We start from the raw sequence: 12,674 nt of genomic DNA, 5'->3' as shown, positions 1-12,674 counted from the left end.
GTTATTGCGATGGAGGGACGGAGAAGGCTAGGCCAGCTTGGCGTTGGTTGTCCAAGTTTAAGGTGGTAGGCTGGAATCTTAGGTAAATCCGGGATTCTAAGGCCGAGAGCTGATGACGAGTGTTCCTTTGGAACACGAAGTGGTTGATGCCATGCTTCCAAGAAAAGCTTCTAAGCTTCAGGTAACCAGGAACCGTACCCCAAACCGACACAGGTGGTTGGGTAGAGAATACCAAGGCGCTTGAGAGAACTCGGGTGAAGGAACTAGGCAAAATGGCACCGTAACTTCGGGAGAAGGTGCGCCGGTGAGGGTGAAGCATTTACTGCGTAAGCCCACGCCGGTCGAAGATACCAGGCCGCTGCGACTGTTTATTAAAAACACAGCACTCTGCAAACACGAAAGTGGACGTATAGGGTGTGACGCCTGCCCGGTGCCGGAAGGTTAATTGATGGGGTTAGCTAACGCGAAGCTCTTGATCGAAGCCCCGGTAAACGGCGGCCGTAACTATAACGGTCCTAAGGTAGCGAAATTCCTTGTCGGGTAAGTTCCGACCTGCACGAATGGCGTAACGATGGCGGCGCTGTCTCCACCCGAGACTCAGTGAAATTGAAATCGCTGTGAAGATGCAGTGTATCCGCGGCTAGACGGAAAGACCCCGTGAACCTTTACTATAGCTTTGCACTGGACTTTGAATTTGCTTGTGTAGGATAGGTGGGAGGCTTTGAAGCGTGGACGCCAGTTCGCGTGGAGCCAACCTTGAAATACCACCCTGGCAACTTTGAGGTTCTAACTCAGGTCCGTTATCCGGATCGAGGACAGTGTATGGTGGGTAGTTTGACTGGGGCGGTCTCCTCCTAAAGAGTAACGGAGGAGTACGAAGGTGCGCTCAGACCGGTCGGAAATCGGTCGTAGAGTATAAAGGCAAAAGCGCGCTTGACTGCGAGACAGACACGTCGAGCAGGTACGAAAGTAGGTCTTAGTGATCCGGTGGTTCTGTATGGAAGGGCCATCGCTCAACGGATAAAAGGTACTCCGGGGATAACAGGCTGATACCGCCCAAGAGTTCATATCGACGGCGGTGTTTGGCACCTCGATGTCGGCTCATCACATCCTGGGGCTGAAGCCGGTCCCAAGGGTATGGCTGTTCGCCATTTAAAGTGGTACGCGAGCTGGGTTTAGAACGTCGTGAGACAGTTCGGTCCCTATCTGCCGTGGACGTTTGAGATTTGAGAGGGGCTGCTCCTAGTACGAGAGGACCGGAGTGGACGAACCTCTGGTGTTCCGGTTGTCACGCCAGTGGCATTGCCGGGTAGCTATGTTCGGAATAGATAACCGCTGAAAGCATCTAAGCGGGAAACTAGCCTCAAGATGAGATCTCACTGGGACCTTGAGTCCCCTGAAGGGCCGTCGAAGACTACGACGTTGATAGGTTGGGTGTGTAAGCGCTGTGAGGCGTTGAGCTAACCAATACTAATTGCCCGTGAGGCTTGACCATATAACACCCAAGCAATTTGATGCTCCTAGTTGAAAAGACGAAAGAGACCAGATTGCGGTGTGTGAAGACGAAACGAACCGAAAGTTCGAGATACTCACAAAGCACCGAAGCTATCACATACCCAATTTGCTGAAGCGAGGCCAACTGGTCACGACTCAGTACCCGAATTTCTTGACGACCATAGAGCATTGGAACCACCTGATCCCATCCCGAACTCAGCAGTGAAACGATGCATCGCCGATGGTAGTGTGGGGTTTCCCCATGTGAGAGTAGGTCATCGTCAAGATTAAATTCCAAAACCCCTATCTGCGCATGCAGGTAGGGGTTTTGTCTTTCTGGCTCTTTTTTCTGTAGGAGCGAGGCTTGCCCGCGAAGAACGATGACGCGCTGTATCTGACGTACCGTGGCGTATGCTTCGCGGGCAAGCCTCGCTCCTACCCTACAATGAAGCCAAACCGTCAAATTCCACTCCTTCGCTTCAAGAGAACGCTACTGCTGGCCGATAACCCATAGGCTCGCAGCGATCTTTACTTCTCGCAGCCTTTAACAGGCATCACGGTTTCCAGAGAAATCCCTTGATGAGTGATGGCTAACAGCTATCATCTGCGCGCCGTAAAGGGCAGTGAAGCTGATCTTGTTCGTGCATTCGCCTTTAGGTTCTTCTTCTTAAATTGCCTGGAAATCTTCGATGCTGTCGTATCACCAAAAGAGTTTTCTGATCGTCGATGATTTCTCGGATTTCCGCAGTTCGGTCAGGTCGATGTTGCGGGAGCTGGGTGTCAAGGATGTGGACACGGCCGACACTGGCGAACAGGCGCTGAAGATGTGTTCGCAGAAATCCTACGATTTCATCCTGCAGGATTTCCATCTGGGCGATGGCAAGAAGAATGGTCAGCAGGTGCTTGAAGACCTGATGATCGACAAGTTGATCAGTCATGAGAGTGTATTCGTGATGGTCACCGCTGAAACCAGCCAGGCCATGGTGCTCAGCGCCCTGGAGCACGAGCCTGATGCTTACCTGACCAAGCCCTTCAACCGTTCCGGTCTGGCCCAACGCCTGGAGCGACTGGTGCAGCGCAAGACGTTGCTCAAGCCGATACTCCAGGCCCTCGACCGGGGCAAGCCGGTTGAAGTGCTCAATGCCTGCATAGCCTTGTGCAAACAGGACATTCGCTATTCGCCGTTGTGCTTGCGCTACCGCGCCGATGCTCTGCGCGACCTCAATCAGAATGAGGTCTTGGAACGTCTCTACGACGGCATCATTGCCGATCGACCCTTGCCGTGGGCATTTGCCGGGCTGGGCAAGTTGCTGTTCAAGCGGGGTCAGGTCACCCAGGCAAAAGCCCTCTACCAAAAAGCCCTGAAAGTGTTCCCGATGATGCCGGCGCTCTACGATGGTATGGCAGAGGTGCTGGTTGCCGAAGGGGACACCAAGGCCGCCCAACGCGTCCTGGAAGAGGCGATTCGCTTGTCGCCACTGGCTGTGCGCAGGCAAGCGCAACTGGGCAAATTGGCAATGACCAATGAAGATTTTGACACGGCGTCCAAAGCTTACCGCCAGGCTGTTGCCCAAGGTGCCCAGTCACGTTTCAAGGATGCGGAAAGCAACCTTGGACTGGCTCACGCATTGATCAGCAAAGGCAGTGAAAAAGGCTTGGATACCCGGACTCGTCTGGAAATCAACACGACCCTGAGTGCGGTGGCCAAGGAGAACCCGTCCGATCCCGGTCTGCAAATCAGGGCGCGATTGATGAAGGCGACCAGTCTGCTGATCAACGACGCCGAAACGGCGGAAAAACTGACCGAGCAAGCCATGATGCGACTCGATGGCATGCAGCAGTTCATGAGTGCCGAAGCGGCGCTGTTGGTGGCCAAGCAATTGCAAATGCTTGGTCAAGCCAATGCGGGCGCTTCGATGTTGAAAAACTGCGCAGAGATTTACGGCGACGATCCTGCGGTGATGAAGGGCATTGCAAAGTTGACCGACGATCCGAGCATCCTCAACTCCGTCAACGTAGCAGCTGATCTCAATCGGCAGGGCGTGCGCGTGTACAAGACCGGTGACCTGGTGCAGGCCCGGGGCATTTTCCGCAAAGCCCTGGCGCTGCAGCCGAAGAACATCAGTATCGCGCTGAACCTCGCACAGGCGTTGCTGCATGGCACTGATACCAATGTCCCCTCGACGGAACTGGTGGAATGTCGGGCCTGCCTGAAAATGGTCGGCTTGATGCCGGACACCGACTCGCGTTTTGCGCGTTATCAAAAGCTCAAGAACAAGGCATTTGGCGAATGAACGAGCACCAACAGGCACTTGATTTCTCGACGGTGATTGCGTCCACCGTACACGACATGAAGAATTCGCTGGCCATGCTGATGCAGGCACATAGCCAATGCCTGGCGGGTTTGCCGGCGTCTGCCCGACATACTCCTTCGCTGGGTGTGATCGAATTCGAGTTCGCGCACCTCAATGGCATGCTGGTGCAGTTGCTGGGCCTGTACAAACTGGGTGTCAACCAGATGCCCCTGCAGCCGGCCTACCACGAACTGGACGACTTCATCGAGGCGCAATTGGCGTGTCATCAAGACGTGTTCGCCAGCCGCGGTATTGCCGCCACGTTTGAAGTCGATCCCTTGAGCCCCTTGGGTTTCTTCGACCGTGAGCTGATCGCTTCGGTACTGGCCAACAGCATCAACAACGCGATCCGTTATGCCCGTCACGCGGTGTTGATCAGTGCCAGCGACGAAGCCGGGCAACTGGTCTTGACCATCAACGACGATGGTGAAGGTTATCCCCCACAGATGATCGAGCGCCAGGCCGAGTACGTGCAGGGTATCAATTACAGCACTGGCAGCACCGGCCTGGGGCTGTACTTCGCCGATCGGATTGCGGCACTGCATCAACGCAACGGCGTAGGTGGACGCACGGAAATCAGCAATGGTGGCCCTTTGGGTGGGGGCGTCTTCAGGCTCTTTCTTCCTTGAGTCAACAGCTCCTACATTTTTGTGCATCGTGCTTGATATTCTGAACACGCGGAGCCTATTTTGTACGAGTTGCCGCTCGCGGCTCGTATAAAAACAAGGATAGTGTCATGACAACCGATGGCCTGAGCTCACTCGCGCAGCGATTGACGGGCATTGATGAGATCGAATGCGTCACGCCGGACTTGAATGGCGTACCCCGGGGCAAAGTGATGACTGCCGAGGGCTTCCTTGAAGGACGCCGTTTGCAGATGGCGCGGGGCGTGATGCTGCAATGCATCATGGGCGGATATCCGCCGGCACGCTTTTACGGTTGCGACGACGGCGACCTCGCGCTGGTCCCTGACCCGGCGCAGATCCACCGCTTGCCCTGGAGTAAGCAGCCTCGGGCATTGGCCATCTGCGATGCGGATGAGTTGACGGGCGAAAGCTCCAACCTGTCGACCCGCGGCCAGCTCAAGGCGGTCATCGCGCGTTACGCGGCCATTGGCCTGGCGCCGGTGGTGGCCACCGAGCTGGAGTTTTTTGTCTTCGCTCCCAATCCCGATTCGACCCAGCCCTTCCAGCCACCGACGGGCCTGGACGGTCGTCGCGAGGAGGGTCACTCGGCGTTCAGTGTCAGTTCCAACAATGGCCTGCGGCCGTTCTTCCGCGAGGTCTATGAGTGCATGGCAGCGCTGGGCCTGCCTCGCGATACCTTCATGCACGAGATGGGTGTCAGTCAGTTCGAAATCAACCTGCTGCACGGCGATCCTTTGCTGCTGGCCGACCAGACATTCCTGTTCAAGCATTTGCTCAAGGAAGTCGCGCTCAAGCACGGCCTGATCGTGGTTTGCATGGCCAAGCCATTGGCGCATACGCCAGGCAGCTCGATGCACATTCACCAGAGCATCGTCGAGATTGGCACGGGTCGAAATGTCTTCAGCGACGAAGCCGGTGAACCGAGCGCGACCTTCCGTCATTTCATCGGTGGTCAGCAAGCCGGCATGGCGGATTTCACCGCGTTGTTTGCGCCTAACGTGAATTCGTATCAGCGCTTGTGCCATCCTTTTGCATCACCGAACAACGCCTGCTGGTCCCATGACAACCGGTCGGCCGGTTTGCGCATTCCCGCCAGTTCGCCAGTCGCTCGTCGGGTCGAGAACCGCTTGCCGGGGGCTGACGCCAATCCGTATCTGGCGATTGCAGCGAGTCTGGCGGCCGGGTTGCACGGCATCGAACACCAACTGGAACCCGACGAGCCGATCCAGGGTGAGTTCCAAGTGCCGGATAAACTTTCATTACCCTGTACCTTGCATGCAGCGCTGGAACGTCTGAAACGTAGTCAGTTGGCCATTGAACTGTTCGGCAAGGAGTTCATCGAAGGCTACATCGCTTCGAAGACCATGGAGCTGACCAGTTTCTATGATGAAATTACTCCCTGGGAGCGGCGTGTCCTAGCCGCCCAGGCCTGACGAAATGTCGACACCGGGCTATCGTTTGAATAGCCCGTCACCCACTGCGAGGAGCCGCTCGTTGCGCCAAATCTGGAAATCCTTTCGAGCGCTTTATTTCGCTTCGCTGATGATGCTGATCGGCTCAGGCCTGTTGAGTACTTACCTGGCGTTGCGCCTGGCTGCCGATCATGTCGACAGCCTGTGGGTCGGTGCGTTGATGGCCGCCAACTATTTCGGCCTGGTGCTGGGTGGCAAGATCGGCCATCGGTTGATTGCCAGGGTCGGGCATATCCGAGCCTACTCGGCCTGTGCCGGGATCGTCGGCGCGGCGGTGCTGGGCCATGGCCTGGTGAACTGGTTGCCTGCCTGGTTGTTCCTGCGGGTGATCGTCGGTCTGGGCATGATGTGCCAGTACATGGTCATTGAGAGCTGGCTGAATGAGCAGGCCGATGCCAAGCAGCGCGGGCTGGTGTTCAGTGGATACATGATCGCCTCCTACCTGGGGCTGGTGCTGGGTCAGTTGATTCTGGTCATGCACCCGGGTCTGGGGCTGGAACTGCTGATGCTGGTGGCCCTCTGTTTCGCGCTTTGCCTGGTGCCGGTGGCCCTGACCCGGCGGATTCACCCGGCGCCCTTGCATCCAGCGCCGATGGAGCCTCGGTTCTTTATCAAGCGCGTGCCGCAGTCATTGAGTACCGTCCTGGGGGCAGGGCTGATTGTCGGCTCGTTCTACGGTCTGGCGCCGCTGTACGCCTCTCAGCAAGGGTTGTCCACGGAGCAGGTCGGCCTGTTCATGGGTAGCTGCATTTTTGCCGGGTTGCTGGTGCAGTGGCCGTTGGGATGGTTGTCCGATCGCTATGACCGGGCGCTGTTGATTCGGTGTTTCGCGTTCAGCCTGGCGTTGGCTGCGTTGCCGCTGGCGATCATGGAACGGGTGCCGCTGGAAGTCCTGTTTGCCGCCGGATTCCTCTGCTCGTTGGTCCAGTTCTGCCTGTATCCGTTGGCAGTGGCTTTCTCCAATGACCATGTCGAAGGAGATCGACGGGTATCGCTGACGGCGATGTTGCTGGTGACCTACGGCGTGGGCGCCAGCATCGGGCCACTGGTGGCGGGTGTGCTGATGAAGTTGTTCGGCAGCCAGATGCTCTACGCGTTCTTCAGTTTCTTTGCGTTGGTGCTGGTGTGGCGAATTCGTCCGAAAGCGGTGACCAATCTGCATCAGGTGGACGACGCGCCACTGCACCACGTCGCCATGCCGGACAGCATGTCGAGTTCGCCACTGGTGGCGGCCCTTGACCCGCGGGTGGATGAGCAAGTGGTGCAGGATCAGATGCAGAATCCGATTCCTTCTGAGCCGAGTCCGGAACCGGAACCGGAACCGGAAACCGATCATCCACCGCAAGAACCGGATTCAGGCAGGGAGCAGAGTTTTACCGAAGCCAGGCCCTGACATTCAGGCAAAAAAAACGGGCAGTCACCGCAAGGGACTGCCCGTTTTTTGCTTGAGACGTTGTCTCAGAAGTCGTCTTTGTCGAAGCGCCGCGCTTCGCGTTGCAACTGGTAGACGAACCGCTCGACCTGACGCTGCACCAGCCCGCTCATGTTGTGGAAGCGAACGCCGGCGAAGGTGGTTGAGATCTTTTCTTCGAAGTGCAGGTAGCGTAGTTCAACCGGTGCCGTCATTTTGCCGAAGGGCAGATCGGCGCTGAAACGGTCGTAAACCTGCCCCAGTTGCAGGCTGCCGGTGATGTCGCCTTCGAAGCGCAACTTGCAGCCAGTGGCGGAAATGTCCAGTAGCTTGCCACTGATCGATGCCTTGAGTTTTTCACCGTCCAGATTGACGTTGACCAGTTGGGCCAGTTTCAATGCGGCACGGAACGCATTGCGGCGCTGGTGGTAGACGACTTCATCGGGCAGGATGCCACGGTAGCAACGGCTGCCGTTGGATTCGTCGATGGTCAGCGGACCATTGCTTTCCCATGCGATGCGCACGCCTTCATGGAAACCTTCGACTTTGAAGGGTTCGCCGGCCAGCAGGAAACGTTCGCCATCGCGGGGAATCATTTCGTCCAGGGCAATCATGTTGCGTTCACGATCAAGGTCCACCAGATAGCTCTGGAAGCGCTGGCTGCGCTCGTGGAACGTGATAATCAGCGGGTCATGGCTGTCTAGCAGCTGGCGCAAATTGCCGGAGATTTCCAGGGGCGTGCTGAGCACCTTGGGTGGCTGCGGCGCATCTTCCGCGTTTAAGGCATTGGACACGGTTAATCAATCTCCAGACAAATGTTGACTACGGCAGGCGGCATTTTGCCAGCATGTTTCGCGTCTTGATAGAGCGTGCTTATCGACAGGCTCAAGCCTGACTGAGCGGGCGTGGTTTCACAAGCCTGGAGAATGATCCGCTGGCGTCATAGAGCGCGGGCTGTTCGCCGCCGTTAAGGATTCTCAGCTGGGTGGCCGTGGCGGCCTGCTGTACAAGGATCGACTGTCCATTGTTCGCGTTGGCGGCGTGGCATTGAGCCAGAAGGTCGGTCAGTACATCACTTTGCGCCAGCAGCGCTTCGCCAACGCTCGATTGGCTGGCCAGTTGCTCCAGACCGCTGCGGTTGGCTGGCAGGTTGAGGCTGGCGAGAATCTCACTGCGTTTGCGGCCATGCTGTTCGAGCTCGATGATCATTGCCTGCTTCTGCGCCAGAATCTCTTCCAGCAACTGCATGTCGCGGCCATGCAAAGCGAGGGATTCGGTGCGCAGTAACTCCAGCAAGCGTTGCGCTGGAGCAAGGTCGTCGGTGATCAGTTGCAGTAAATTAGTGTCGTGCATGGCTGGCCTTGGGGTTTAAGCGTCCAAAAGCCTGGCGCGGGCCGAGGCCTAGCGCTGGGCTTCGAAGTTGAGCAATTTGCTGGCTACACGGTTGCTGTCGACTTTATAGCTGCCATCGGCGATGGCTGCTTTCAACTCGGCCACGCGGGATTTGTCGACGGCAGGCTGATCGCGCAGCGTATCGGTGATCTTCTGCAACTGTTGCGCCTCATTGCTCAGATGTACCGATTCCCCGCTTTTGACGGTACTGGCCTGTTCGGCCGAGGGGGTGGGCTCGGCAGGCTTGCCGGTTTCGGCAGTTTCCCTGGCGGCGCTGGTACGTGTACTGCCCGTGGGTGACGGGGAGCTGTTCAAACGGCTGAAATCGATGACCATGGTAAAAAACCTCTGGGAATTTGGACGCTTGCCATGTTTTCGGCCATTCCCTGAAAAACTTTAGGCTCATTTATCAAATGAGCTTGCGCGCGCCAGCGCTTGCCGTGCCTGGCACACAGTTTAGGGAACCGCCGAGGTCGGCGCCACATCTTCACCCGCAACAAGCTCTACATGGACACTTCCACCTGGCCCGGCGCGATGACCTGCGCCTTGATGACCCGTTTGGAATTGAGGTTCTTGACTCGAATCTGTTCGCTCAGGCCACCACTGGCCAATGCCTCGCCGGGCATTCGCACGCTGAGCGTACCACTGCGGGCGGTAATCACCACCTGGTCGCCCTTGCTTATGACTTGCGCCTGTTCGATGTGCACCAGGCTGATGACCTGATCATTGACCATTGGTCGGGTAAGTCGTTGCCCGATGGCCTGGTCCACGGCCGTCAGATAACCCTGGTTGAGCAGGCTGATATCGCGCTCACGAAGCATGACGTCCTGCGGTTCGACAATACCGGCGCGACGCAGTGGCCGGGTGGTGGTGACGACCTCGCGAAACAGGCGTACTTGAGCGGGTACGAAGACTGTCCAGGGGGATGTTCCCTCGCAGCGAACCTTGACCGTTACGCGACCCAACGGCTTGGCCGGACTCTCCAAGGTGGCTGTCAATTCCTTGTCGCACATCGGCATGCGCAAGCGCGGATCGAGCGGGTTCACCTGGATTTCGTAGCGACCTTGGGTTTGACTGGTCGCCAAATAGTCCTCTACGGTGAATTCAAGAAAGCCCTGGGTGACGCCGATAAGCATGTCAGGCAAGGTAACCGCGTCAGCAAGGGCAGGGCTGCCAGCGTTGAACAGGCAAACAGCCGACAACACCCCGAGCCAGTGGCGGCACGGAGTGGTCAGGCGTCGGAATAATGTCGGTTCTGTGTTCATAACAGTTAAAAAGCAAGCGCCGTGCCGTTTAGTGATGAAGGCGCGTCGCAACAACACTTAGCGTTGGCGTAGGAGTCAGGCATGGCTGGTGTAATGGATTCGGTAAACCAGCGCACGCAACTGGTGGGGCAGAATCGCCTTGAGTTGCTGTTGTTCCGTCTCGACGGCCAGCAGCTGTATGGGATCAACGTGTTCAAGGTGCGGGAGGTGCTGCAATGCCCCAAACTGACGTTGATGCCCAAGTCCAGTCCTGTCGTGTGTGGTGTGGCGAATATCCGGGGGGCGACCATTCCGATCCTTGATCTGGCGATGGCGACCGGTTCCGGTGGCTTGAAGGACAAGAACAACCCCTTCGTGATCATCACGGAGTACAACACCAAGACCCAGGGCTTCCTGGTGCGCTCGGTGGAACGCATCGTCAACATGAACTGGGAGGAGATTCATCCACCACCCAAGGGCACGGGGCGTGATCATTACCTGACGGCGGTGACTCGGGTCGACAACCAGTTAGTGGAAATCATCGACGTCGAGAAGGTGCTGGCGGAAGTGGCACCGACCCCGGAAGCGATTTCCGCCGGCGTGGTGGATGTCGAGACCCAGCACAAGGCGCTCTCCTTGCGCGTGTTGACGGTCGATGACTCGTCGGTGGCGCGCAAGCAGGTCACCCGTTGCCTGCAAACGGTCGGTGTTGAAGTGGTGGCGTTGAACGACGGTCGGCAAGCGCTGGATTACCTGCGCAAACTGGTCGACGAGGGCAAGAAGCCGGAGGAGGAGTTCCTGATGATGATTTCCGACATCGAGATGCCGGAAATGGACGGATACACCCTCACGGCCGAGATCCGCAACGACCCTCGCATGCAAAAGCTTCATATCATCCTGCATACTTCGTTGTCGGGTGTGTTCAATCAGGCGATGGTGAGGAAGGTCGGTGCCGATGACTTCCTGGCCAAATTCCGTCCTGATGACCTGGCATCCCGGGTAGTCGACCGGATCAAAGCAGCAGACATCAGCTAGGGGCGTTCGGCCCCCGGCAGTCAACACGATTTTAGAGGCGGCAGCATTGTCTACGGGTAATTTGGATTTCGAACAGTTCCGGGTGTTCCTGGAAAAAGCCTGTGGCATTTTGCTCGGTGAAAACAAGCAGTATCTGGTCTCCAGCCGTCTCAACAAACTGATGGAGCAGCAAGGCATCAAGTCCCTGGGTGAGCTGGTCCAGCGCATTCAGAGCCAGCCGCGCAGCGGGTTGCGCGAGATGGTCGTGGATGCGATGACGACCAACGAAACCCTATGGTTTCGTGATACCTATCCGTTTGAAGTGTTGAAGAACAAGGTGCTGCCCGAAGCGATCAAGGCCAGTCCCGGCCAGCGTCTGCGGATCTGGTCGGCGGCGTGTTCGTCGGGCCAGGAACCGTATTCGCTGTCGATGTCCATCGACGAGTTCGAGCGATTCAATGCCGGGCAGTTGAGGATGGGCGTGCAGATTGTGGCCACCGACCTTTCCGGTACCATGCTGAACAACTGCAAGACCGGCGAGTACGACAGCCTGGCCATCGGTCGCGGCCTGTCCCCCGAGCGGCTGCAGCGTTATTTCGACCCTAAGGGGCCGGGGCGCTGGGCGATCAAGGCACCGATCAAGAGCCGGGTCGAGTTTCGCTCGTTCAACCTGCTGGACAGCTACGCGAGCCTTGGCAAGTTCGACATCGTGTTCTGTCGCAACGTGCTGATCTACTTCTCCGCCGAAGTGAAGAAGGACATCCTGTTGCGCATTCACAGCACGTTGAAGCCGGGAGGTTATCTGTTCCTCGGTGCGTCCGAAGCGCTGAACGGATTGCCGGATCATTACCAGATGGTCCAGTGCAGCCCGGGGATTATTTACCAGGCGAAGTGATGCAAAAGCGGCGGTCATAAAAACGGGAGTCCTCAAGGACTCCCTTTTTTATGACCGCCGCTTTTGCATCACGTAGGAGCTGCCGCAGGCTGCGATCTTTTGATTTTGTTTTGTTAAAGATCCAGATCAAAAGATCGCAGCCTCCGGCAGCTCCTACAGGGAACGTGTTGCGTCGACTAAGCGGCAGAAAAGCGGCATCCAGCGGAAACCGGTTGCCGCTTTTCTGTCGTTGCCGCCTGGACCTGTGCTCGCAAAGCCCCGGTTTATGGGCTTTTTTGAATTGGCATGACGCTTGCTATGTCCATCGTACGAAAAATCAGGTCAGCCGAAGGTTTCCCGACATGAGCATCAGCTTCGATAAAGCGCTCGGTATTCACGAAAAGGCATTGGGCTTCCGCGCTCAGCGTGCCGAAGTCCTGGCCAACAACATTGCCAACGCCGACACCCCGAACTACAAGGCTCGGGACCTGGAGTTCTCGAAAGTGCTCGAGGCGCAGAACGATAAAGCCAAAAACGGCACCTTCGCCCTGAACATGACCAACAGCCGTCATATCGAAGCCCAGGGTCTAGGCAATGGCGACGAGTCGCTGATGTACCGCACGCCGATGCAACCGTCGATCGACCAGAACACCGTGGACGCCCAGCTGGAACAGTCGAACTACGCGGAAAACTCCGTCAACTTCCAGGCCAGCTTCACCCTGCTCAACAGTAAATTCAAAGGGCTGGTGTCAGCCCTGCGCGGAGAGTAAGT

The 12,674-nt window shown here is 57.1% G+C and carries 11 protein-coding genes and 2 rRNA genes (1 of these 13 only partly in view); 9 read left to right on the top strand and 4 right to left on the bottom strand.

What is annotated here, in order from left to right:
- From ACA054_RS25670 to ACA054_RS25645, 6 genes are all read left to right on the top strand, one after another.
- Window positions 1-1,495: ribosomal RNA gene (locus tag ACA054_RS25670) — 23S ribosomal RNA — on the top strand; it begins 1,397 nt to the left of the window's first position.
- Window positions 1,496-1,665: 170 nt separating this feature from the next.
- A 5S ribosomal RNA gene (gene rrf, locus ACA054_RS25665) occupies window positions 1,666-1,781 on the top strand.
- Window positions 1,782-2,183: 402 nt separating this feature from the next.
- The gene (locus ACA054_RS25660; protein WP_497686743.1) at window positions 2,184-3,788 is read left to right on the top strand and encodes a response regulator; all 1,605 of its coding nucleotides are present in this window, start codon (window positions 2,184-2,186) and stop codon (window positions 3,786-3,788) included.
- The gene (locus ACA054_RS25655) at window positions 3,785-4,477 is read left to right on the top strand and encodes a sensor histidine kinase (RefSeq protein ID WP_497686742.1); all 693 of its coding nucleotides are present in this window, start codon (window positions 3,785-3,787) and stop codon (window positions 4,475-4,477) included. Before ACA054_RS25660 ends, ACA054_RS25655 begins: the two co-directional genes overlap by 4 nt.
- A gap of 209 nt (window positions 4,478-4,686) precedes the next feature.
- Window positions 4,687-5,928, top strand: coding sequence for a glutamine synthetase family protein (locus ACA054_RS25650; protein WP_497690370.1), 1,242 nt, complete (start codon window positions 4,687-4,689; stop codon window positions 5,926-5,928).
- Between the two features lie 61 nt (window positions 5,929-5,989).
- A complete protein-coding gene (locus tag ACA054_RS25645) occupies window positions 5,990-7,360 on the top strand; it encodes an MFS transporter (RefSeq protein WP_497686741.1) in 1,371 nt (456 codons plus the stop codon).
- A 65-nt stretch (window positions 7,361-7,425) separates the two neighbouring features.
- On the opposite strand, the gene ACA054_RS25640 is transcribed toward ACA054_RS25645, so the two are convergent.
- The 4 genes from ACA054_RS25640 to flgA all read right to left on the bottom strand — a co-directional run bounded on the left by ACA054_RS25640 (window position 7,426) and on the right by flgA (window position 10,035).
- The gene (locus ACA054_RS25640) at window positions 7,426-8,172 is read right to left on the bottom strand and encodes a flagellar brake protein (protein WP_497686740.1); all 747 of its coding nucleotides are present in this window, start codon (window positions 8,170-8,172) and stop codon (window positions 7,426-7,428) included.
- A gap of 91 nt (window positions 8,173-8,263) precedes the next feature.
- The gene (locus ACA054_RS25635; protein ID WP_497686739.1) at window positions 8,264-8,731 is read right to left on the bottom strand and encodes a flagella synthesis protein FlgN; all 468 of its coding nucleotides are present in this window, start codon (window positions 8,729-8,731) and stop codon (window positions 8,264-8,266) included.
- A 48-nt stretch (window positions 8,732-8,779) separates the two neighbouring features.
- Window positions 8,780-9,106 (bottom strand): flagellar biosynthesis anti-sigma factor FlgM, encoded by a 327-nt coding sequence (gene flgM / locus ACA054_RS25630; protein ID WP_497686738.1) that lies wholly within the window; start codon window positions 9,104-9,106, stop codon window positions 8,780-8,782.
- Window positions 9,107-9,273: 167 nt separating this feature from the next.
- Entirely contained in the window at window positions 9,274-10,035 is a 762-nt protein-coding gene (gene flgA / locus ACA054_RS25625; RefSeq protein WP_497686737.1) for a flagellar basal body P-ring formation chaperone FlgA, read from the bottom strand.
- 81 nt (window positions 10,036-10,116) lie between these two features.
- Between flgA and ACA054_RS25620 the strand changes: the two genes are divergently transcribed.
- The 3 genes from ACA054_RS25620 to flgB all read left to right on the top strand — a co-directional run bounded on the left by ACA054_RS25620 (window position 10,117) and on the right by flgB (window position 12,672).
- Window positions 10,117-11,049, top strand: coding sequence for a chemotaxis protein CheV (locus ACA054_RS25620; protein WP_497636274.1), 933 nt, complete (start codon window positions 10,117-10,119; stop codon window positions 11,047-11,049).
- 46 nt (window positions 11,050-11,095) lie between these two features.
- Window positions 11,096-11,923, top strand: a complete 828-nt coding sequence (gene cheR / locus ACA054_RS25615; RefSeq protein WP_497686736.1) for a protein-glutamate O-methyltransferase CheR — start codon at window positions 11,096-11,098, stop codon at window positions 11,921-11,923.
- Between the two features lie 341 nt (window positions 11,924-12,264).
- A complete protein-coding gene (flgB, locus tag ACA054_RS25610; protein ID WP_020800602.1) occupies window positions 12,265-12,672 on the top strand; it encodes a flagellar basal body rod protein FlgB in 408 nt (135 codons plus the stop codon).
- Window positions 12,673-12,674 lie beyond the last annotated feature (2 nt).

The sequence above is a fragment of the Pseudomonas sp. LBUM1653 genome, from assembly GCF_059716115.1.
This window is presented reverse-complemented; position numbering and strand designations above follow the sequence as displayed.